Origin of the sequence: Spartinivicinus poritis, from assembly GCF_028858535.1 — a bacterium.
Classification (GTDB): Bacteria; Pseudomonadota; Gammaproteobacteria; order Pseudomonadales; family Zooshikellaceae; genus Spartinivicinus; species Spartinivicinus poritis.
The window spans coordinates 81,473-103,382 of the sequence record NZ_JAPMOU010000017.1; the positions used below are offsets into that span (position 1 = coordinate 81,473).

Consider the following 21,910-nt stretch of genomic DNA (forward strand, 5'->3'; position numbering starts at 1 on the left):
TAACGGTAGGTTCGTGCTTATTAGCTGTTAGTTGCTTTTTGACGAGGAATGCCTAGGCGCTGGCGGCGTTCCCACAGGCACTTACGACTGATACCCAGTTTTTGAGCCAACTCTGTTTCTGTCATTCGCTCTTGGTTCTCTAGCACGAAGCTTTGGAAGTAATCTTCTAAAGTAAGCTCTTTACTATCTTCTGCTTTTTGTGGCTCAGTGCTTTGGGGGGAGGGAGAAGTATTTAGATCGATGCCTAACAGGTCGGTAGTAATCAAGCAGTGGTCGGCCAAGATTACTGATCTTTCAATAGCATTTTCCAGTTCGCGCACATTACCTGGCCAGCTGTACTGCTGAATGGCATAAAGGCTATCAGGTGAGAATTGATGAGGCTCTTTGCCCATTTTCTCGCAGATTCTATTCAGAAAATACTTTGCCAAATCAATGACATCAGATCCCCGCTCTCTTAAAGGGGGTAAATTAAGCTGAATAACATTTAATCGGTAGTAGAGGTCTTCACGAAACTCGCCAGATTGGGCTAGTTGCTTGAGTTGGCGGTGGGTAGCTGCCACCAACCTGACATTGACTTTTTGCGATTGCACAGAGCCAACCCGGCGAATTTCCCCTTCTTGTAGCACCCTTAATAGCCTGGCTTGCGCCTCTAACGGTAGCTCGCCAATTTCATCCAGAAACAGTGTGCCTCCGTCAGCTGCCTCAACCAGCCCATGACGCGCAGCAGTAGCACCAGTAAAGGCGCCTTTCTCATGGCCAAACAGCTCAGACTCAATCAATGTTTCAGGGATAGCAGCACAGTTAACTGAAACCATGGGTTTATCTGCCCGTTGGCTGTTTTCATGAATAGCCCTGGCCACTAATTCTTTGCCTGTACCTGACTCACCCAGAATCAGCACAGTAGAGTCGGTAGGAGCAACTTTGCTGACTCGCTTAAACAGGGTTTGCATTGTTTCGCACTTGCCAACAATGCCGCTGTTATGAGGTTCGTTTTCTTCAGAATGGTCAGTTGTGGTAGAGGAGGCTGGGGGCTGTTGGTTGCTTGAAGTTTTGGGGTGTTTGGCAAGGATATTCTTGATAGTGTTGAGCAACTCATCGTTATCAAAAGGTTTGGCAATATAATCCACCGCGCCAAGCTTCATGGTATCAACTGCTGATCGCAAGCTGGCATAGCTGGTCATAATCAGCACGGGGGTGTTGCCTGATATATTAATGATGTCGGTACCAGGAGCGCCTGGCAGTCTCAGGTCAGAAATAATTAAATCAAAGTCGCTGGATAAGTCGTACTGGCTGCTGGCATCGTCTACAGATGACGCCTCGCTAACAGTGTATTTATTCCGCTCAAGCAGTCGACCGAGGGCTGCCCGAATCACTGACTCATCTTCAACAACTAAGATATGCTTCATAGTTACGACCTGAACCTGGACTAATTGGTAATTCTCTGCTGTCTCTCCCACTAACTATAAACTTGTTTGATTTTTTTTGTTGTTACGCTGTTACTAGTGGTAACGACACAGTTACTTTTGTACCCGAATTTTGCTTCAGGTCAAGTGGGCTTTCAATACTTATCTGGCCTGAGTGGTCTTCAATAATGTTATAAACCAGGGCTAGGCCAAGCCCCGTGCCTTTTCCAGGGTCTTTGGTAGTAAAGAAAGGTTCAAATAATTTGTTTTGAATTGGCTTGGGAATGCCGCAACCTTGATCGGCTACTGCAACTTTTAATAGTGAGCCGCAAGCTACGGTTGTTACTTTAATTTGGCTTTTTGCAGGGGAAGCATCACTGGCATTGCGTAGCAGATTGATGAATACCTGCATCAAGCGTTGTTCGTCTCCCATTACGGCTGCTGAATCGCTGCACTCATTAAGAAAAACGAGCTGCTTTTGCTTATCAGCCAGTTGGAGCAGCTGAATGGCTTTTTCTATCAGCGGTTTAATAACTACTCGGGTATATTGATTAGTGGGTTGATGCTGGCTGCCTTGATGAGCAAAGCTAACCAGGGTTTGCACAATTCGGGTAATGCGCTGGGTTTGTTCAAGAATTTGTTCGGCAAACTGTTTGGTGCTGTCTTCCTGAGATTCAGATTTTAACTCTTGAGCCAGGCAGGCAATACCAGTTACTGGGTTACCAATCTCATGGGCTACCCCAGCTGCCAGCTGACCAATAGAAGCAAGTCGCTCGGTATGGACCAGCTTGTTTTCCAGTAGCTGGGTGTCTGTCGCATCATCCAGCAGAATGACCAGCCCCTCGTCATCAGTGAAAGGGGCACCGATGGCAGCTTTATGTAAGCTGAGCCAGCGGGGTTCACCATCAACGATTATTTTTTCTTTGCTGAGGTGATTGCGGGCCGGGTTGGTAGCAAAGCGATTGAATAGGGATTTCCAAGGTTCGGGTATGTCTTCAAACCGTGAGCCCACCACTTTGCTGGAGCCAATTCCAGTAATAGCTGCCATTGCCCGATTCCACATCAATACTTCAGAGTCTTTGCCAATTGAGCAAACGCCCAGCGGCAAGTTTTCCAGGGTGTGGCGATGGAATCGGCGCAAGTTGTTCAGCTCGGCAGCCAAGCCAGTAAGCTGCGACTGATAAGCTTCAAACCGGCCTTCGATAAAGTTGATGTCTTCCGTTACATACACATCAGCCTGCAGTTTATAGGGGAGAAAGCTATCCACAATGTCTTTTGCGACAGCAGGCCCCATCAGCCCAGATAAGTTAGCCTCAATACGATCTCTTAAACGGCGTAAAGCATAGGGGCGGCTTTCATCCATTGCTAGATTAAGGTCTTGCAGTGCTTGGCTGACTTCTCGTTGGGCTGCTCTACTACCGAGGATTTTACCTAGTTGTTCTTGGAACTCGGCAGGGCTTTGAGCAGCGAGCATCCAGCGATGGGGGCGACTGACATTATCCACACTACACGCATTAGCAGCACCGACTTCCTCTTCTGAAATGGGGGTGAGCAGGGAAACTAAGACAAAGGTAAGTGTGTTGGCCGATAGTGATGCAATAGTAGCAATATGCCAGCTGTTCTCATCCAGTGGTAGGGTCAGGTTAATAATAGGGAAGGTAATGAATTCAATATCAAAAAACAGCGGCAGCATTAATGTGAGAAACCAAACAATCGCCCCTACGATCAAACCAGTGATAAATCCTTGTCGATTGGCCGCTGGCCAATAAAGCACACTTAAAATGCCAGGCAAAAACTGCAAAGTGCCTACAAATGCAGCTATCCCCAAATTAGACAAATCTTGCTTGGCCCCCAGCAGCCAGTAAAAGCCGTAGCTGGCTGTAATGATCAGCAAGGTTAGTAAACGGCGAGTCCACAGTAGCCACTTATATATGTCTACTTTACTGGACGGCTGATAGCTGAGTAACACCACGTGGTTGAGCAGCATACCTGACAGTGCCAATGTGGCTACGATGGTGACGCCGCTGGCAGCAGACAGGCCACCAATAAAAATTAAGCCAACTAGCAAGGGGCTTTCACTGGTTAAGCTGGCTCCAAGAATAAAGTATTCAGGGGTGGTGGGGTTATTAAGCTTAAGCCCTGCCCAGAGGATGGGAGGAATGGCCAGACTAAATAACAGTAAGTAAAGTGGTAATCCCCAGCTGGCAGTATAAAGCGCTTTTGGACTAGGGTTTTCAATAAACCCCATGTGAAACATGTGGGGCATGACCATTGCCGCAGCAAAGAAAATCAGCAATAACGTGCGCCATGGGCCTTCTTGCAGCGGGGTATGCAAAGCTGTTAATGCTTCGGCATTGCTGGCTAGCCACTGATCTAAGTCACCAGGTCCATTGAAAACAAACCACAGGGCAAAAATACCTGCCACCCCCATGGCTATTAGTTTAATTACCGAGTCAAAGGCGATGGCCATTACCAGCCCGGTATGTCTGTCACGGCTGGAAATATGGCGAGTACCGAACAACACGGTAAACAATGTGATTAAGCCGCAAAAGCCTAGGGCTAATTCCTCTGGCTGACCGTGTTGGCTGAGAATATCCGCTGAATCGGCTACTGCCTGTATTTGTAATGCAATCAGTGGCAGCATTGCCAGCAGCATAAAACCTGTAGTTAAGGTGCCTGCCCAGCTGCTACGAAAACGAAACGCAAATAAATCGGCCAAAGAGCCTAGTTGATAAGTGCGGGTGAGCTTAAGAATGGGGGCTAATAAAACTGGAGCCAGCAAGTAAGCGCCACAAATCCCCAGAAAATAGGCTAAAAATAAAAAGCCATATTGGTGGACCAAACCTGTCGTACCATAAAATGCCCAAGCGCTGGCATAAACCCCAAGCGATAATACATAAGTAACTGGATGACTTACCAGTGTGCGTTTAATAACACCTTTTTCCGCACAGTAGGCAATGATAAATAGCAGGGCAAGATAACCGGCACTAATAATAAACAGGTGGCCAAGCTCAAAGTTCATCAGACCCCCGCTGTGTTTGCAGTAAAAAACCAACCACAATCAAAATCAGCCATAACAAATAGGGCCGATACCATTGAGTAGTTGATTCAATCCACCAATCCATAATGGCGGGTGAAAACAGGTAAATGCCTACCACCAAAAGCAAAACCAGTCGGTAAATATACATACCCGTAACCTGCTGTAGATATTTGGTTCATAGTAAAGCAGAAGCTGGGGTGGGGGAAGGTCTTAACTTTTTGGCTATTGTGGGTTGTAGGGGGCTGGTGTGCTTTGGTGCTTGATATTGAGCAACAGGATATTCTTCCACCGCTCTTGAAGAGCCTTACATGGCCCTCAAGAGCTAAAATGATATCCTGTCATAGCTACAGAAAACCCTGTTACTCTATATTTTTGGATAGCTTGCTAATATAAGGAATAAACCCTATAAGCTATTAAAAGCTTAAATTTATTGAAGCTCATTTAGCAAATCAACTAGCATATCCTTAGCTATTGAGTTATTAGTTTTTTCAATTTTTTCTTTGATAAAGTCTTTTGTATTAGGATAAGAAAGGTTAGCCAATATACTAAGTAATATATCAAAGTAAGCTATTTCTACATCACTCCAGCTTTCAACAACCCAGTTAAAGACCTTTTCCGATTTTTTTGAGTCTAGCTGTTGGTAGTTATCAGATAAGCAAAAAATCAGATCTAATAGAAGTTCTGCATATTTAGTACTTGATAGCTCTTCTTTATCTGTAATAGACAAAAGGTTATCTATAAATATATTAATTTCATCTCCATTAAGTATTGTTGGTGAGTTTTCAAAGCAACTTTTGATTTCGTCTAACTTCATATGCGCAATTACTCTCTATGGGGTAAGTGGAATATGCGTGTTATTGGCATTCCCGGGAGTATTTACGTTCCTCACAGTTGTACCATTTGTTGTTAAGAATCGATTACCAATTCTAACTCTAACTACGGGTCCGTTTGCAGCGTTACTTCCTGCAGGAGCATTGGGGTCAGCACCATGGCCATGAACTCTAAAGCGCACACCATTAGGGTTTGTCCAACTATAATTAAAACCACTTGAAAAACGACCGTCCCTTGTAGTCCAGTTGTTCGGTGTGTTTGGAGGTATTATTTGATTAAGAATTTGTTGTGAAACCCTGCCATTATTTAAAAGCGAGACACCTGGCCCACACATACCTGATGTCTGCACATTCAATAAAGTCTGTTGTAAGGTCTGAATATTTGTTCTGTTTAAACTTCCTTGCGGTCCATTTGGTCTAGCAATTTGATAGCTAAATGTTGGGTCATACCTTTGAATACGCTGAACCAAGTTTCTAGCTTGAGCATTTAGTAATGCTTGAGCAGGTGATGAATACCAAGCGCCATAGCGTCCTCCTCTATTTGTTGGCCTTGCCCCGTTTAAGCCTAATAAGTCAACGATGTTTAATGGGTTTGCTCCAACATACCCATAAGTATTCAAACCACCTTCTAACCCAATCGGATCACTCTCAATATACCGCCCTAGTGTTGGGTCATAATCCCGGAAGTAGTTGTAAAACAGCCCACTTTCTTCATCAGCTAGCTGCCCTGGAAAACGTAAGGAGACAACTGTCTTCTGACCATTGCCATCTACGTCTTCACTGGCTTCTCCCACTCCAAAGGTATCGGAGTCCCAAGACCATACAGTTTGTTGCTGCTGGTTTGTGGCCAGTCTTGGGGTATTGAGGTGATCGCTGTGTAAATACGTGACTTGTGGTGCAGTTAAGCTTTTACCGTTAGTGGTTTGCTCAACCATAGCTAGTGGTAGGCTGCCTAACCAAATATATTGGCGGGTTAATTGTTGCTGCCAATGTTTGTTGTATTTTGTTTCTGCTAAAATTTGGCCAGTTTCGTTGTAGGTGTAAATCCAGTGGGTGGGTTGCTCAGGTCCATAATGAATGGTTTTATGGATTCGTTCGCCTATTGCATTGTAGTGGTAGCTGGCTAATAGAAAGTCCATTTCTTTAACTTTGCTTAAGCGATTATTAGCTGCGTACTCAAAGTTTAAAGGGCCATTACCAATGGTATTTCCTGCGGCATCTGTGCGAACAGGGCCCATAAATGTTGTAGCAATGCGGTTGCTATTTTCTGCATAAGTTTGCTCTTGCAAACCTAGCATATCCCTTAATCTTTCTTTTTTAGTTAACCGATTGCCTACCGCATCATAGGTATATTCAGTGGTTTTTAAGCCATCAATTTCCTGAAAAAGTCGGTTTAATACGTCGTACTTAAACTGCCTTTTATCCGTTTCACTTTTGGCTATCTCGGTAATATTGCCACTAGGGTCATACTTGTAATTCAGCTGCTGTAAGCCTGCGATAGCTTGCTGAGTGAGCTGACCATCTAGATTAAATTGACGGTTTAACGTCAGGCCATTACCCCAAGTCAGTGAAGTCATAGGGCCAAACGCTTGATAGCTGATGTCTTTGGCTAGCTCAGTGGTTTGCGCAGCATCACCCACTCCCCATTCAGCACTAACGCTAGTAATTTGCCCTTCGTTATTACGTTGGTAATTAATTTTTAAATGACTGGGATAAGTGACTTGGATGAGTTGGTTACTGATATTGTATTGATAACCAATACTTTGCTGAATACTTTGGCTACCCGTTTCGATAGTACGGCTTAAATTAACAATATTGCCGCGATCATCATATTGATAGGCAATCACGCCTTTTGCATCTTTAACCCCTGTGAGTTTGCTAATACCTGGATGGTTATCGCTGGTATCATCGTATAAATACTCGATAGTTAGTTCAGAAGCACTGGGATAAGTTTTTTTTGTTAGGCGGTTCAGTGCATCATAGGTGTATTCTGTAACTTCACCACGGGCATCGGTACGCTTGGTGATATTATCAGCCAAGTCATATTCGTAAATAGTAGTGCCTGTATCGGGGCTGATTCGTTTAATTAGGCGGCCAAACACATCATACTCATACTGAGTTGTAGTGCCTTTAGGATCAACTACTTTAGTAATTTGATCTTGTTGGTTGTACTCCAGGCGGGTAACACCTTCTAAAGCATCAGTCGTTTGGGTTAAACGGTTTAAGGCATCAAAACCATGGGTGGTTTTGTTGTTATTAGGGTTGGTAAAGCTTACCAGGTTGTCATTAACATCATATTCATGCTGGGTGGTTTGCTCATTGGCGCCTACACGGCGCAATAATCGACTTAACTCATCATATACCCAGCTTTGCTGGCTAATAATTTCGCCAGAAGCCGATTTAACGGTTTGCTTGGTTTTATTGCCTGCATTGTCGTACTCATACTCAATGCGCTCACCTAAGCTATTTTCTATGGCCATTAAATAACGAGCAGGGCTGTACTCATATTTAATGACGCTGATATTTGGCAAGGTGATTTGAGTCACCTGCCCAACATTGTCGTAAGTAAAGCGAGTAGTGATATCGCCTGATTTGCTTTTAACCGTAATGGTTTCTGCGGCGCCATCATGGTTATAGGTGATTTTGGTAACAACACCATTAGCATCAATCAGAGTTTGGGGGCTTCCACGATAATTGTGGTCTTTTAATTCAGTGGTATGGCCAAGAGCATTAATGGTTTTAACTAAATTACCTTTCTCATCGTATTCATAGTGAGAAATATCTTGCACATCCGTACGAGGGCCATCTACCTGAGTGATGTTGCCTTGGCTGTCATATTGATACAGCCATTCTCGTTCAAGTGAAGTATTGGCCTGAGCAGAAAACGCTAACCCTGCTGCCAATAATCCAGAAAATATCCGATTAAATTTCATACATCTAATGCCGTGTTTTAGGTTGGATTTTGTTTAAGTTGTTTTGATGTTGTTGTAGAAGCTGCTAATAGCTCCCTCTCCCTCAGGGGGAGGGCTGGGGTGAGGGTATCTTTTCTTTCGAGTGACCGTTATGTAGAAAAAAAGTCATTGCTTTCTTAGGAAAAATACAGTCATCACGAGTCTTGCAAAGCAGACTCGTCCCCCTCATCCTAACCTTCTCCCCCGTGGGGGAGAAGGAACTTGGCTCGGTGTGCTTTTAGGCTCCCTGTTTTAAAAGAGCGCTACTTACTCACCTGCTTTTTATTAATCAACAGCCCTTTCTCATCGTACTGATACTGAGTTTCCAGCTGGCCATCTGAGGCTTTTAAAGGTAAGCGTTTCTCAACATCCCACTCTGTAGTAATAGTGCGCGCTTGCGGCGTACCTACAGCTTCTGTCTTCTCAATCTGCAAGCCCTGATCGTTGTATTTATACTCAGTGGTATTACCTTTCCAATCGGTTTTGGTCTTGAGCAAACCATTGGGGTAATAGCTGTATTCTTTATTAGCTGCAGCACAGTTAGCAGACTGATGGCCTGCCACACGCACCACTTTATTTACACCATTAAACTGCTGAAAGTGGTAGGTAGTTTTCTTGCCTAAAGGGTTAGTAACAGTGGTGGAGTTATTATCATGAAATTCCAGGGTGACTTTTTCCTTGCCGCCAGCATGTTCAGAGCTGATAGCACGGCCTTGATTGTCATAGGTCCAAGTGGCAAAGCGAACACCGTTTTCGTCGGTGATGCCCGTGAGGTGGTAGGGGAAGGCTTCGTTTTCGTAATGGTATTGGCGGGTTTTATTTCCAGGACGTTTTACTTGAGTTAAGCGGTCTTTATCATCCCAAATAAACTCTGCTTTTTGCTGATCAATGGACTCCGCTTTAATCAGCTGCTGTTTTTCATTGAAGGTTAGTTTGAGCTGTTTATTAGTAGAGTCTGCAACTGTTAATACTTCACCTGCCCTAGTAAAGGTAAGGACATTGCCAGATTTAGATTCTATGCGTAAAATATGGCCTGCATTATCATAATATTCTTTTTGGCCATGATAATTTACCTGCCAATTAGCATTATGTTGTTCTGTTGCAGCAAGTGTTATGGAGCCTGCTTCCAATGGATCATTATTATAAAATGCTATAATTTTACCATCAGGACGCGAATAACGCTTGTATTCAGGCAACGTTTCAAGAGTACTTAACTGATAATAAAAACTATGCGTCCACTGCCCGTTACTGCTGTTATAAGAAATATTTACGGGTAAGGGATAGTTAAAAATCTTTTCTACTTGATATTTATTGCCTGTGGAAATACGTACTGGGTTTCCTGCAGCAGGTGTTGTACTTGGAGCGGTGCAGTCTCCACTTCCATTCTGACTTAGCTGAGGTGAGTTTTTTCCAATACAGCTCATTGTTTCTGGATCAAGGTAAGGTTTGTCTCCCTGGCAAGGTGTTGACTGTTGCCACATATCACCAACCCAGGCTACTCCCCCCCAGTCAACCTTTACACCACATGAATATTTTGTACCGTAAAAACCACGTGTCCAGTAATTATGATAAACTCTGTCATTACTTGGGTACCTATCTTCAGTCACTTCAGCATCACACCCAGCTTTAGGCGTAGAGTAACAAGTGCCACACTCAGGAATGTCTTCTGTAATATAACAGGAGTAATACCAGCACACTCCAGGAGCACTACTCCATGTAAAAGACGAAAGAAGAGAACTACCACCTAAAACAAAAATTTGAAAATACTTATATAGCTTCATTAAATACTTGGCCTTACTTCATACCAATAAAATGCCCTCGATTATAATCTGGCGATATTGTTATACAACAAGTGTTGAGCTTTATTTGTTTGTGTGTATGTGCTTGCTTAATTTGATGAGCTTGTTTTTATTGCAGTGAGAGTTAAGTAAAAATTTGTATCCTTAATGATTAACTCGATCATTTTGAGTATCAGGTAGGGGGCAAAAAGTCAGAGCTTCTAATTAAGAATGAAAGTTGGTAGGGCCAAGCCTACCCTTCTTTGTGCTGAGCAATAAAACGTGCTAACTGTTGTAGCTTATTTTTTTGCATACAAGTAATAAGATCCTCTTGGCTAAAGGGTGGGTTTTTCCAGCGCTTTCGAGCTTCTTCTATACCTTGATAAACTTTGTTGGGGTGGCTTTTGATTAATAGCTTGAAAAAGTTATCTGGTGATAATGCTCTGATTCCCAGTGGTTCTAGAGCTGTGTTGGGGAAGTCTTTTAAATTGTGTGTCACTATATAATTAGCTTCACTGGCCAATGCAGCAGCCACGACATGCCTGTCATTTTCATCTGGTAATTTAGGTACTTGTGATAAGAACTGCTTAACTTCTCATGGGTTACACAAGCATAAGGGAAACCTTGATTTACTTGAGCACATGACTTTTCTAATTTCTTGCTACAAAGTTCAGGGTTATTTCTTTTTAGGTTGCGTATCCATTCATCAAGGATTTCTGTGCTCCAAACAGGTGTAAATCCTTCTTGGTACGCAACCCATAATAGCATTCCACGTAACTTTAATGGATACAGCACATTTGCAGTAATCGTCATTCTATGCCTAGCTCGTTGTCCAAATCAGCCATTTCTTCTAATGCGTGCTTTGTCTGCTGACGTAGACGTGCTTTAAATGCTAGAGCATCACTTTCTTGAATACGATAGTGCTTACCTACCATAAAGTAAGGTAAATCGCCGGCTTTTATAGCTTTAACCACCATTGGTCTAGACATTCCGATTATATTGGCAGTCTCTTGAGCGGTTAGAGGGTTGTCCGACTGACTGGCTTTAACATGAAGTTTTGCTTTGGGGTTTTTAGCTAGTACCTGTGCGGCCTCTTGTATAACTGTGATTAACGATTGACTAATCTCAGAGTCAACAAACTCAAATTGTTCTCCTCCCAGTTCAAACTTAATAGGCTGAGGGTTGCCAAACTGGTATCGGACTTTAACTAGAGAGTTCAATAACTGCTTTTGCTTTTTCTTTGTACCACTAGCGGTTGGAATTGGTTTCATACTCATTATTAGGGCCTCCTATAACAAGTTTAGCTTAACTGAAATATCTGAAATAATCAAAATAAACAAAAGCCAATCAAAAAGTGCTGGCACTCCCCAAACCATCTATCCTTAAAAAAATCCTAAAGTTTTTGTCATATCTGCCGAGCGGATGTCTCAGTAGTTTTGCGACAGACGCCAGGGTGGCGGATAGTGTGGGTGGATTATGGTGCAGTCTATAAATACCAACCTCACTTCGTTGCTGGTGCAACGGCATCTCAATCAAAACCAGCGGGCGCAGGATACGGCTCTTGAGCGATTAGGCTCAGGTTTACGGATTAATGGGGCAAGAGATAATGCCGCTGGGTTTGCGAATACCATTCAGCTTGATACAACTATTTCCAGTACGTTTGCCAGTGTCCGTAATGCCAATGATGGTGTTTCTTTGCTGCAAACAGTCGAAGGTACCTTGGGTATTATTACTGAAAGCTTGCAGCGTATCAGGGAGCTGGCTTTGCAAGCGGCTAATGGCAATAACGATGAGGTTGACCGGGCAGCATTGGATGAAGAGGCTCAGCAGTTAATTAAAGAAATTAACAGTACAGCGACAAATGCTGACTTTAATGGTCAGAAGTTGCTTGATGGTAGTTTTAATCGTCATATATTTCAGACCGGGGTGGATTTAGGTGAAGTTATTCAGCTAAGTATTCCTAATACCACTACTGCTTCTCTTGGCACTTCACTCACTGCTGGGGTTTCTTCAACCAGAGGTTCTCGAAGTATTTTTCCCTTTACCCTTGGTGATGTGATTATTAATGGAATTGAAATTGGCGACTCTCTTGGCGTAGACGACAAGCTATCAACGGTTAACCCAGAGTTCAGCTCTATTGCTAAAGCCGCTGCGATTAACCGAGCAACCACCTTAACCGGTGTAACTGCCAGAGTGAATGCTAATACTGTTGGTTATTCTGGCCCGGTAGCTACTAATGCGGCTGTTGCGGCAACCACTATCAATATCAACGGTGTAGCCATTAATGTCTCTACTAATTCAGCCCAGTCTGCTGATGTGAACCGACAAGGGGTAGTGAATGCTATTAATGGGGCTTCTGGGTTAACTCAAGTTACGGCGGTTGATACGGGCAATACCAATACGGGAATTTCTTTAGTAGCTGCGGATGGCCGAAACATTCAGTACGATGACAATCTTTCAGGGATTTCTGCCGCTGTGGGGATAGGTAATAGTGGTGCGGCGCAAGTTTACTCAGGTACTTTTACTTTGGTCTCTCAAACCGGTGGGCTGATTGAGTTGGACCAACAGTTTCGTGATAGCCACTTAATTACTGGGCTAAGGTCTGACACTTTCAGTGGCAGCAATAGTGTGGCACTTGGTCGACGTGTGGCTAGTGTGGCTTTGGCTGCAGGTGATTTAGTGATTAATGGCGTATCCGTTGGGGCTTCTTCAAGCTTAGATGACAATGCCTCCTCAACAGCAAAAAGCGCCAGTGCTATTGCCAAAGCGGCAGCCATTAATGCCGTGAGTGACCAAACGGGAGTGGTTGCTAGGGCACTGCCAAATGTGGTTATAGGCTATACCATTACCCCAGGCAATACCCGGCAAGAGTCAGTGGATATTAACGGGGTAACGGTTGAGGTGAATTTTAGTGCGGCTGATACCACAGAAGAAATAGCCAGAAAAGTGGTTAGCTCAGTTAATCAGCATACAGGCTCTACTGGGGTAGTGGCTGAGTTTGTGGTAGACCCCCATTTTACAGCTGGTAGTATTGGCCCTTCATTTCGGCTTGAAGCGGCTGATGGTCGCAATATTGTGTTTGAAAACCAAACCGCCAACATTGCAGAGGCTGGCTTTTCCACAGTAGAGCCTCCCATCCCTAGCGTGATTAACAATAATAACCCCCACCTAAGCGCTATTGAGCTAGTGTCTGCAGGTAGAATCACCTTAAGCTCAACTACCGCATCTGGGGGGATAGCCAATGCTGGCTTTAGCGTAGGCGAGTTTGGTGACTTGGCTGATAGTATCCCTCTCAAGTTTGCCAGCATTAGTACTGTAGCTGGCGCCAACCTAGTACTTACCGCAGTGGATAACAGCTTGCAGCGGGTGGCTTTTCAGCAGGCTCAAGTGGGTGCTTTACAGAACCGCTTTGTTGCAAATGTGGACAACTTACTAAATCAGCGAGATAGCCTGACTTCAGCAGTGTCACGAATCAGAGATGCAGACTTTGCATTGGAAACGGCCAATCTGGCTAAAACCCAATTGTTACAACAAGCCTCTATTTCAGTATTAGCCCAGGCAAACCTAAGGTCTCAGCAGGCATTAAAGCTATTAGAGTTTTAGCCTTGGTTGATTTTTTCCTGTAATACCGCTTCAGGTATTCCCATCATTTTTGGCACTTTTGGTAGTTGCCAGTGCTGAACTCCCCACTCAATAATTTCATTTACTGAGCTACTGGCTAAAGCTTTGGGTGGGCTGTGCCCTAGAGCAGTCAAAGCGCGTAGCAGTTGTGGAGCAGGCGTATCTAGTGGTAGTGGGTTAGCAAAAGTCTGTTTACTGAGCTTGCTACCGTCTTCCTTATTAATCACTGGATGATGGGCATAGAAAGGGGTTTGATAATCTAAATACTGCTGTAGCAGGCACTGCTTGGGGGTGGATGTCAGTAGGTCAGAACCTCTAACAATATGAGTAATTCCCTGCTCTTGGTCATCGACGGTTACGGCGAGTTGATAAGCAAATAAGCCATCCTTACGAAACACCACAAAGTCACCATCATCAACACCAAACTGACATTGCTGAACCCCTTGAATTAGGTCGTCAAAAATCACTTTATGGTTGGCTGTTTTGATTTTGATGGAGTGATCATCATCTGGCGCTAAGGTTTTATCATGACAGTAACCAGGGTAAACCGGTTGGCCTGTTAGCTGCCTGCGTGAACAGGTGCAAAAAAAACTAAAGCCTTCAGCCTGTAGGTTTGCCAAGGCTGCGCGATATAGCTCGCTCCGCTGTGATTGGTAAATCACCGGGCCATCCCAATAAAGGCCATATGTCTCAAGGGCTTTTAAAATTAAATCAGCGGCACCAGGTTGTTCACGGGGAGGGTCAATATCTTCAATACGAACCAGCCATTGGCCTTGGTTAGCTTTGGCGTCAAGATAGCTGGCAACGGCGCCAACTAGCGAGCCAAAGTGCAATGGGCCAGTGGGGGATGGGGCAAAACGTCCTATATATTGCGGGGCAGTCATTCACTTGGTAGCAGAGCATTTATGCCATGGTAAAAGGAAGCCATGGCATATGATGTATTTATTAGCGGTATTACTCTTAGATACCTGTCTGACGCTCTTTAATTTCAGCCAGGGTTTTGCAGTCGATACATAGCGTTGCTGTTGGCCTTGCTTCTAGTCGGCGAATACCAATCTCTACACCGCAGGCATCACAAAAGCCGTAATCGTCGCTTTCGATTCGCTCTAAGGTCTTTTCAATTTTTTTGATTAGTTTACGTTCACGGTCACGCGTTCTTAGCTCAAGGCTGAACTCTTCTTCTTGGCTGGCGCGGTCGGCAGGATCAGGAAAGTTAGCTGCTTCGTCTTTCATATGGGAGACGGTGCGGTCAACCTCTTCCATCAGTTCTGTTTTCCAGGTTTGCAAGATGCCTGCAAAGTGGGCAAGCTGCTTCTCATTCATATATTCCTCACCATCTTGCGCCTGGTAAGGAGTGAAGCTTTTTAACAGGTTGCCGGTATCTGTCTTATTTTGTGCTGACATATTTTTACAGCCTCACATTCAAGAAATTTTCCCATCGATCAGCAGCTGGCTATGTCACTTTGGTTCATCTGCCCGCTCTAACCGGATCAATTCCTTTTAGGAGCGGTGAAACTACCAGATAGCTTAAAAGGAAGCTACTGATTTATTTGAGGAAGCTGTGCTTCCCAAATTATCAAAGTGATAAAAAGCTGCTCCTTTATTACCAAGTGTTGTGAACTGCTGCCAACTTAACTAGTATGGTCGATTTATCGTTAGACTGCACACATTTGATTGAATTCAATCTAGGGATATCAGCTTGAAGTTCACTCCAGCTTGCCAACAAGGCGTCCTCATAAAACGCTATAAGCGCTTTTTGGCCGATATTGAGCTAGCGGATGGTTCGCAAATTACCATTCACTGTCCCAATACGGGCTCAATGAAAAACTGTTGCCAACCAGGTAGCAAAGTTTGGTTTTCTACCTCTAACCAAGCGAAGAGAAAATATCCTCACACCTGGGAAATAGTAGAGACCCCAATTACTCATCAGGATGGCAAAGTTGACCATTACTTGGCAGGCATTAACACTGGCCGAGCGAATCATCTGGTCAGGGAAGCTATAGATAAGGGCGTGATAACCGAATTACAAGGCTATAGCGAAATTAATAAAGAAGTTCGCTATGGGAAAGAGAACAGCCGCATAGACTTTTTGTTAAAAGGTGAGGGTTTAGTGGACTGTTATGTAGAGGTTAAAAATGTCACGTTAGCCATTGGTGATGGCTGGGGTATCTTTCCTGATGCAGTGACCACCCGTGGTGCGAAGCATATTCGTGAGTTAATGGAAATGGTGGAAGCTGGCCATCGTGCGGTGCTGCTGTTTTGTGTGCAGCACCATGGCATTGAAAAAGTGGCTCCAGCCGATGCTATTGATTCCACATACAGTGATCTGTTGAGAGAGGCAATCAAAGTGGGTGTTGAAGTGATTGCTTATCAGGCTGACTTATCAGCAGAGCAAATTGAACTGGTTAAGCCATTACCTGTTTATGATTGCTTACGTCGTAACTTGGATGTAGATCTGTCCATCTTGATGGACTGAAAACGGGCACGGTAGCAGGCAATCACCTTGGCAGGGGCCTGCAATGCACTCGCCAGATTCGATTAAAAACAAAGCGCCATGAGTAGCACATTGAATCAAGCTGCCTTCCATATCTAAAAACTGGTCTGGCATCCATTCCAGGCTAATGCCTAGGTGAGGGCAGCTGTTGTGGTATAGGTAAATCTCCCCCTGCTTTTTAACTGCAAATACATTGTACTCGCCACTTTTAAAGCCTCGGCTTTCCCCTTCTTTTATTTCATCTATATGACACAGTTTAATCACACCAATTTCCAATAGTTCCTGCGGTCTGCTTCTTCCTACTTTAAAACTTCTTGCTTAAACCTCAAAGGGCGGAAGTTAGGCAATTAATCTATTGACTTGTAAATAATAATTATTATCATTTGCGTTTGTATTCATTGTGCTACTACTCACTTAGCTTATTCACTGGAGTATCTGCTTCAGTGAGTTTTTTCTTTTCAATGAGGTTGTCACAAAAAGCATTTTTAGCTCCCTCTCCCTCTGGGAGAGGGCTGGGGTGAGGGTGTAATTGCTTTAAAGCCACCGCTACGCGGAACAACCAGCACTCTTTATTTCAATTAAAGTTGCTGTCGCTAGTCTTGCAGTGGCAGACTAGCCCCCTCATCCTAACCTTCTCCCCCACAGGTGAGAAGGGACTTGCTTTGAAGTGCTTTTGCGACAGCCTCCAATATCTGGGGGGATATTCCAATGCCAGAGCAGCCATATTGGCAGCTCACTGCTTTAGCCAGTGCACTAGCTGTTAGCGTTTCTAGTTGGGCCAGTCAAAAAGTCACATTTGATGAGGTAGTGGTAACCGCCACACGCACAGAAACAACTGCCCAGAAAGAGCCTAAATCAGTAGATCAGGTCGATAGCGAGTCTATTTCACTACAGCAGCCGGATAGTATTGCCGATACAGTAAAGCACTTGTCGAATGTACAGGTATCAGCTGGGCCAAGGAAAACATCACAGCGAGTTAACATTCGTGGTTTAGATGAGCGTAGAATTGTTCAAGTGATTGATGGTGCGCGGCAAAATTTCAGTGATGGTGCTCACCGTGGGTTATTTTATATTAATCCAGAATTACTCAAGTCTGTTGAGGTGGTTAAAGGTACAGCAGGTTCTTTGTGGGGGAGTGGCGCAATAGGTGGTGCTATTGGCCTGACAACCATTGATGCTGATGACATTCTTGATCCTGATGAAAATTTTGCAGTTAAAGTAAAGCAAGCTTATCAGTCAGCGGATCATGATAATCGTAACAATACAACATTAGCAGGCCGTTTAGGTAATACCGATTATTTACTAAGCACCTTTTATACAGATAGTAATGAGCTAAGGCTGGGTAGTGGTAAAGATTTAGAAAATTCTGCTACACGGCACAAGGGTGGGCTAGCTAAATGGCGCTGGCATTTAGCTGAAGATGAAATGCTTAAGTTTTCTTACCATATGAAGCATATTGATGAGAATGTGCCGTCCAATCCCTCTACCAATATTTCAGCGCGGTCTAACCCATTAATTAACCGTAAAATTGAGCAAAATAATTGGGTGGTTGGCTATCAATTAAAGCCAGAAAATAATAACTGGGTAAATGTAAATGCCGGTGTTTATCACAACTACACCAAGCTTAATGAGTTTAGAAAAACTAATGGGCCAAGGCATGACTCTATTCGTTATAGTACCACTGGTCTTTCATTAGTTAATACCTCGGAGCTCAGCTGGGTTGATTGGACTTATGGTTTGGACTATTACCAGGATCGGGTTGAAGGCAAACGTAATGGTGCAGACCGGCAAGAGTTTACCGATGGACGGAGCACGGTATGGGGTGTATTCACTAAGCTGGCGATTCCACTAGGTGAGTACTGGACGATACAGCCAGGTTTTCGTTTTGATCAGTTTGATAACAGGCCAGACGATAATTCAGTAGGTAAAGATCAAACCGAAAATGAGCTTTCTAAGTCGCTGGCAATTAGCTATAACCCTGTTGACTGGTTAACCTTGCATGCATTGTATGGTGAAGCCTTTAGGGCACCTAGTCTGCAAGAGTTGTATGTATCTGGCACCCATTTTAGCTTTGATCTTCCACCTCCAGCACCCCCAATAACTGTTACAAACCGTTTTGTTCCTAATCCAAACTTAAAGCCTGAGAAGGCAGAAAATAAAGAGCTTAGTACCCGCTTTAAATTTAATGATTTGCTCAGCCAGGGCGATATTTTAAGTATGCGCCTGACTTATTTTAAAAATGATGTAGATAACTATATTGAGCAGAAAGTTGAAAGACGTACGACTACTTATGTCAATGTTCGCGATGCGGAACTAAAAGGTTACGAGTTTGACTCCCAGTATAAGACAGGTGATTTTGGGGTTAATTTTTCATATGGTCGTACTCGCGGTAAAGACAAAGACAGTGGTCAATATTTACAGAATATTCCTGCCGATAAAACGGTGGTTGGGTTAGATCGTTACTTTATGCAAGGTGATGTTACGGCAGGGGTAAGGGTGACTCATGCCAAGAATCAAGGCCGAGTGCCTGTAGGTAACCCTCAGTCTAATTATGATGGCTATACGGTGACAGATGTCTATGTCAGTTGGGAGCCTAGTCAGAAAAAAATGGAAGGGCTAAGGGTAGACTTTGGTATAGATAATGTTACTGATCGCCATTATCGAACAGCATTCTCACAACTGGATGAATCAGGGATTAATGCCAAAGTAGCGGTGAGTTATAAGTTCTAATGGTATCTCTACGTTGAGCTTTAAGGGGATGGATGAGCGATACAAAACCTTATGAGGCAGGGATGCCGATTAGAGCATCCAGGGATGGACTTGCTGCGAGTTTTGTATCGCTTATCTAGCCCGTATTTTGGAAACTACTCTGTCAGCAACTCATTAATGTATTACTTAAATAACGTGAACCCACATGAGGGTCCACTATTGATTTGCGCTTTCTTGTAGTTAATAATCATTATCATTAAGTTGATTTTGATAAAGTTGGTTATGAACCGGTTGTTGCTGCTTTTCATCAGTGTGTCTGTTCTATTGCATGGTTGGCTTTGGTTGTTCCTTCAGCAACAACCACAAGTGACGCCAAAGGCAATGGCTGCGTTAAGTTCACCTCTTAAACTTCAGCATGTCACTTTTAAACAACGGGTAGTGGAGCCTGCTCAAGCAAAGCCTGTTGAGGAAAAACAGCTAGAACCTCCCAAACAACCAGAACCTAAGCAAGAAGTTGCTAAAGTTGAGCCAAAACCTTCCCCTAAGCCTGTTACCAAAAAAACACCAGCTAAGAAAATAGTTAAGAAAAAGCCCGTTAAGCCAAAGCCTAAAATAGCTAAAGTTGTCAAACCAAAGCCAGTCAAAAAGCCACCGGCTAAAAAGGTAGTAAAAGCGAAGCCTAAACCTAAACCCGTGGTTGCGAAAAAAACTGAGAAACCAATTAAAAAACCACAAAAACAAACTCAAGTGGCAAGTACTACACCTGTGGTATCAAAAAAATCGCTGGGTTCTAGTCATAAGAATGCTCAAGCAAAGCCTCGTTGCTCTCAGACTGAACTTAATTACCCTTCTAGAGCAAAACGTCGCAATCAGCAAGGAGAGGTATTAGTAAAAGTGGAGTTAAATGAAAGGGGTGGCAAGGAAAGTATTTCAATTCAGAAAAGCTCTGGTTATCCGGTGTTAGATAGGGAAGCACTCAAAATGGTAAAGAGAACACAATGCTCTCCCATGTTGCTAGCAGGTAAGCCAGTTGAGTCTACAGTCATCCAGTCAGTAGTTTTTAAACTCAATTAATAATGGCTAATTTATGAATATTGATTATTTACAACAATCCCTAAATGCCATGGGCTGGATGTTATATCCACTGGCCTTTTGTTCACTGTTGATGATCGCTTTGATTTTAGAGCGGTTTTGTTATTTTTTACTGCTACCACTCATTTCAGACAGCAAATTATCTGTATTGCTTAACCGTTGGAAAAATAATGTGGATGAACAGCCTGCCTGGCTGCAAAAAAAGCAGCGTGGTATAGCAGTGGGTATTAAGCTGTTGAGCGAATACCAGGGTAAAAATATTGTTAGAGAACAGCAGCTATCTTGCTGGCTGGCAAAGCAGCATCAAACCAACACTGCTCGCTTAAAGCTATTACAGCTCATAGGAATGATCAGCCCTTTACTGGGTTTGTTAGGTACGATTTTAGGCATGATTGTGATGTTTAAAGGTGTCGCTCAACATCAAGGCCCGGTTACTCCTAATATTCTTGCGGATGGTTTATGGCAGGCAATGTATACCACTGCATTTGGCTTGGTGATTGCTGTGCCTGCGATTGTTGGAGCACAACTGTTTTATATTTGGAGCAATAGTTATTGCCAGCGGCTTCAGCATTGGCTCAATGAGTTTCATTGTCAGATGATGGTGAAGGAGCATGAAGAAGGCAGCCTTGAAAGCAATTCAGGCCAGAACTTAAAGGCTGCAGCATGATTCAGTTTTCCAATGAAGATGATCAGTCAGCTGGCTCATTTTTACCGGATTTAACCTCCCTATTAGATGTGCTATTTATTGTTCTGGTGTTTTTTTTGCTCACTGCAAACAGTGCTCAGTTATTGCTACCCATTGACTTGCCTACAGCAGCCTCAGAATCACTAGAGCCTCAGAAAAAGCCAAATCCTATCGAAATAGCAGTACTTAAAGACGGCACAGGCTGGCAAATTGAATCCGCTACGTTTACTGAGTGGGATACATTAACCAAAGTGCTTGATGAAAAGTTACAGCAAAATAAACTGGATAAAGTTACTGTTGCTGCAGATAAACAAGCTCAGGCTGAGCAGCTCTTAAAACTGTTAGCTTATTTGCAGGAAAACGAAATTGCGGTGGCTGATATTATTATGCAGAGGGAATAATGAGAGTGAAATTAACTGCTTTAATCCTCGGTATTATCCTTTCTACGTTGTCTCAAGCTCAGCAGCGCATTATTTCAGCGGGTGGAGCAATGACAGAGCTACTTTATGCGCTAGGCGTGGGGAAGCAACTGGTGGCGGTGGACACTAGCAGTATATATCCTGAGTCTGCCAGTAAACTGCCAAAAATAGGCTACCACCGTAGTTTGTCATTAGAAGGTATAATTAGTCTTCAACCTACCCTATTACTCGGCTCTGCTGAAATGGGGCCGCCGAATGTTATCCAGCAATTGCAGTCTTTAAAGATTAATGTGCAACAACTGCCTACTGCTGTAACCATGACAGCATTAGAGAAGCGAATATCTAAAGTTGCCAAACTGGTGGGGCAAGGGTCTCAAGGGCAGGCTCTGCTTGCTGCCATTAGAGCGAATCAGCAGCAGCTGGCTAAGCAATTAAAAGCTGTCAAAAAGCCTTTGAAGGGAGTCTTTTTAGTTCAGCCTGGCGGTCGTTCTCCAATGGTTGCAGGAACGGGTACTTCCGCTAACACTCTAATGGCATTAGCAGGCATATTAAATCCAGCTGCGACGTCAGTTAAAGGCTATCGACAACTGACTAGCGAAAGTTTGATAGCAATGGCACCTGAAGTGATCATAGTGCCTGACCATATGTTTAAAAACAGTAGTAGTTTGGATAAATTAATTACCCAACAGCCAGGTTTAAAGCAAACCCCTGCGGCAAAAAATAATCGAGTTATTACTGTAGACAGCAGTTTATTAGTAGGGGGTATTGGCCCTAGAATTGTTCAAGCTGCACAAAAATTAGCAGCTGAAGCGTACCCTGAGTTACATTCTGCGATTGTTAAAGTTCCGTAAATCTAATTTAGTGTTTGGTATGGAGTAACCAGGTTTT

General features: G+C 43.6%; 20 protein-coding genes. 7 read left to right on the forward strand and 13 right to left on the reverse strand.

What is annotated here, in order from left to right; translation table 11 throughout:
• Positions 1-20 precede the first annotated feature (20 nt).
• The 9 genes from ORQ98_RS14340 to ORQ98_RS14380 form a co-directional block, all read right to left on the reverse strand.
• Complete coding sequence (locus tag ORQ98_RS14340; protein WP_274689497.1) at positions 21-1,406, reverse strand: sigma-54-dependent transcriptional regulator; 1,386 nt, start codon at positions 1,404-1,406, stop codon at positions 21-23.
• Positions 1,407-1,488: 82 nt separating this feature from the next.
• A complete protein-coding gene (locus ORQ98_RS14345; protein ID WP_274689498.1) occupies positions 1,489-4,425 on the reverse strand; it encodes a sensor histidine kinase in 2,937 nt (978 codons plus the stop codon).
• On the reverse strand, positions 4,415-4,591 hold the full coding sequence (locus ORQ98_RS14350; protein WP_180569326.1) for a hypothetical protein: 177 nt from the start codon (positions 4,589-4,591) through the stop codon (positions 4,415-4,417). Before ORQ98_RS14350 ends, ORQ98_RS14345 begins: the two co-directional genes overlap by 11 nt.
• A gap of 279 nt (positions 4,592-4,870) precedes the next feature.
• Complete coding sequence (locus ORQ98_RS14355; protein WP_274689499.1) at positions 4,871-5,257, reverse strand: hypothetical protein; 387 nt, start codon at positions 5,255-5,257, stop codon at positions 4,871-4,873.
• A 15-nt stretch (positions 5,258-5,272) separates the two neighbouring features.
• A complete protein-coding gene (locus ORQ98_RS14360) occupies positions 5,273-8,206 on the reverse strand; it encodes an RHS repeat-associated core domain-containing protein (RefSeq protein ID WP_274689500.1) in 2,934 nt (977 codons plus the stop codon).
• A gap of 281 nt (positions 8,207-8,487) precedes the next feature.
• Positions 8,488-10,005 (reverse strand): hypothetical protein, encoded by a 1,518-nt coding sequence (locus tag ORQ98_RS14365; protein WP_274689501.1) that lies wholly within the window; start codon positions 10,003-10,005, stop codon positions 8,488-8,490.
• A 250-nt stretch (positions 10,006-10,255) separates the two neighbouring features.
• Positions 10,256-10,501 carry a VapC50 family PIN domain-containing toxin gene (locus ORQ98_RS14370; protein ID WP_274689502.1) on the reverse strand — a complete coding sequence of 82 codons (246 nt, stop codon included), beginning with the start codon at positions 10,499-10,501 and terminating at the stop codon, positions 10,256-10,258.
• Complete coding sequence (locus tag ORQ98_RS14375) at positions 10,501-10,815, reverse strand: hypothetical protein (RefSeq protein ID WP_274689503.1); 315 nt, start codon at positions 10,813-10,815, stop codon at positions 10,501-10,503. The genes ORQ98_RS14370 and ORQ98_RS14375 overlap by 1 nt, the downstream gene beginning before the upstream one ends.
• Positions 10,812-11,279, reverse strand: coding sequence for a helix-turn-helix domain-containing protein (locus ORQ98_RS14380; protein WP_274689504.1), 468 nt, complete (start codon positions 11,277-11,279; stop codon positions 10,812-10,814). Before ORQ98_RS14380 ends, ORQ98_RS14375 begins: the two co-directional genes overlap by 4 nt.
• Before the next feature lie 199 nt (positions 11,280-11,478).
• Here ORQ98_RS14380 and ORQ98_RS14385 point away from each other — a divergent pair, with 199 nt between their 5' ends.
• Positions 11,479-13,605, forward strand: a complete 2,127-nt coding sequence (locus ORQ98_RS14385) for a flagellin N-terminal helical domain-containing protein (protein ID WP_274689505.1) — start codon at positions 11,479-11,481, stop codon at positions 13,603-13,605.
• Here the strand turns inward: ORQ98_RS14385 and gluQRS are convergent.
• Both gluQRS and dksA read right to left on the reverse strand, forming a co-directional pair.
• On the reverse strand, positions 13,602-14,507 hold the full coding sequence (gene gluQRS, locus ORQ98_RS14390) for a tRNA glutamyl-Q(34) synthetase GluQRS (protein ID WP_274689506.1): 906 nt from the start codon (positions 14,505-14,507) through the stop codon (positions 13,602-13,604). The two genes, ORQ98_RS14385 and gluQRS, sit on opposite strands and share 4 nt — an antisense overlap.
• A gap of 76 nt (positions 14,508-14,583) precedes the next feature.
• Positions 14,584-15,027, reverse strand: coding sequence for an RNA polymerase-binding protein DksA (gene dksA, locus ORQ98_RS14395; protein WP_274689507.1), 444 nt, complete (start codon positions 15,025-15,027; stop codon positions 14,584-14,586).
• 295 nt (positions 15,028-15,322) lie between these two features.
• Between dksA and sfsA the strand changes: the two genes are divergently transcribed.
• Positions 15,323-16,099, forward strand: coding sequence for a DNA/RNA nuclease SfsA (sfsA, locus tag ORQ98_RS14400; protein ID WP_274689508.1), 777 nt, complete (start codon positions 15,323-15,325; stop codon positions 16,097-16,099).
• On the opposite strand, the gene ORQ98_RS14405 is transcribed toward sfsA, so the two are convergent.
• Complete coding sequence (locus tag ORQ98_RS14405; RefSeq protein ID WP_274689509.1) at positions 16,055-16,381, reverse strand: Rieske (2Fe-2S) protein; 327 nt, start codon at positions 16,379-16,381, stop codon at positions 16,055-16,057. The two genes, sfsA and ORQ98_RS14405, sit on opposite strands and share 45 nt — an antisense overlap.
• Before the next feature lie 142 nt (positions 16,382-16,523).
• Positions 16,524-16,676 (reverse strand): hypothetical protein, encoded by a 153-nt coding sequence (locus tag ORQ98_RS14410; protein ID WP_274689510.1) that lies wholly within the window; start codon positions 16,674-16,676, stop codon positions 16,524-16,526.
• A gap of 149 nt (positions 16,677-16,825) precedes the next feature.
• On the opposite strand from ORQ98_RS14410, the gene ORQ98_RS14415 reads away from it, so the two are divergent.
• The 5 genes from ORQ98_RS14415 (at position 16,826) to ORQ98_RS14435 (ending at position 21,873) form a co-directional block, all read left to right on the forward strand.
• On the forward strand, positions 16,826-18,847 hold the full coding sequence (locus tag ORQ98_RS14415; protein ID WP_274689511.1) for a TonB-dependent hemoglobin/transferrin/lactoferrin family receptor: 2,022 nt from the start codon (positions 16,826-16,828) through the stop codon (positions 18,845-18,847).
• A 261-nt stretch (positions 18,848-19,108) separates the two neighbouring features.
• A complete protein-coding gene (locus ORQ98_RS14420) occupies positions 19,109-19,900 on the forward strand; it encodes an energy transducer TonB (protein ID WP_274689512.1) in 792 nt (263 codons plus the stop codon).
• A gap of 13 nt (positions 19,901-19,913) precedes the next feature.
• Entirely contained in the window at positions 19,914-20,585 is a 672-nt protein-coding gene (locus ORQ98_RS14425; RefSeq protein WP_274689513.1) for a MotA/TolQ/ExbB proton channel family protein, read from the forward strand.
• Positions 20,582-21,004, forward strand: a complete 423-nt coding sequence (locus ORQ98_RS14430) for an ExbD/TolR family protein (RefSeq protein ID WP_274689514.1) — start codon at positions 20,582-20,584, stop codon at positions 21,002-21,004. Before ORQ98_RS14425 ends, ORQ98_RS14430 begins: the two co-directional genes overlap by 4 nt.
• Before the next feature lie 5 nt (positions 21,005-21,009).
• Positions 21,010-21,873, forward strand: a complete 864-nt coding sequence (locus ORQ98_RS14435; RefSeq protein ID WP_274689515.1) for a heme/hemin ABC transporter substrate-binding protein — start codon at positions 21,010-21,012, stop codon at positions 21,871-21,873.
• The last annotated feature ends 37 nt before the right edge of the window (positions 21,874-21,910 follow it).

Coding starts and splice junctions, on each gene's coding strand:
- dksA (WP_274689507.1), bottom strand. CDS start 15,027: ATGTCAGCACAAAATAAGACAGATACCGGCAACCTGTTAAAAAGCTTC.
- ORQ98_RS14380 (WP_274689504.1), bottom strand. CDS start 11,279: ATGAGTATGAAACCAATTCCAACCGCTAGTGGTACAAAGAAAAAGCAA.
- ORQ98_RS14385 (WP_274689505.1), top strand. CDS start 11,479: ATGGTGCAGTCTATAAATACCAACCTCACTTCGTTGCTGGTGCAACGG.
- ORQ98_RS14425 (WP_274689513.1), top strand. CDS start 19,914: ATGAATATTGATTATTTACAACAATCCCTAAATGCCATGGGCTGGATG.
- ORQ98_RS14420 (WP_274689512.1), top strand. CDS start 19,109: ATGAACCGGTTGTTGCTGCTTTTCATCAGTGTGTCTGTTCTATTGCAT.
- gluQRS (WP_274689506.1), bottom strand. CDS start 14,507: ATGACTGCCCCGCAATATATAGGACGTTTTGCCCCATCCCCCACTGGC.
- ORQ98_RS14430 (WP_274689514.1), top strand. CDS start 20,582: ATGATTCAGTTTTCCAATGAAGATGATCAGTCAGCTGGCTCATTTTTA.
- ORQ98_RS14350 (WP_180569326.1), bottom strand. CDS start 4,591: ATGTATATTTACCGACTGGTTTTGCTTTTGGTGGTAGGCATTTACCTG.
- ORQ98_RS14365 (WP_274689501.1), bottom strand. CDS start 10,005: ATGAAGCTATATAAGTATTTTCAAATTTTTGTTTTAGGTGGTAGTTCT.
- ORQ98_RS14345 (WP_274689498.1), bottom strand. CDS start 4,425: ATGAACTTTGAGCTTGGCCACCTGTTTATTATTAGTGCCGGTTATCTT.
- ORQ98_RS14360 (WP_274689500.1), bottom strand. CDS start 8,206: ATGAAATTTAATCGGATATTTTCTGGATTATTGGCAGCAGGGTTAGCG.
- ORQ98_RS14340 (WP_274689497.1), bottom strand. CDS start 1,406: ATGAAGCATATCTTAGTTGTTGAAGATGAGTCAGTGATTCGGGCAGCC.
- ORQ98_RS14375 (WP_274689503.1), bottom strand. CDS start 10,815: ATGACGATTACTGCAAATGTGCTGTATCCATTAAAGTTACGTGGAATG.
- ORQ98_RS14415 (WP_274689511.1), top strand. CDS start 16,826: ATGCCAGAGCAGCCATATTGGCAGCTCACTGCTTTAGCCAGTGCACTA.
- ORQ98_RS14355 (WP_274689499.1), bottom strand. CDS start 5,257: ATGAAGTTAGACGAAATCAAAAGTTGCTTTGAAAACTCACCAACAATA.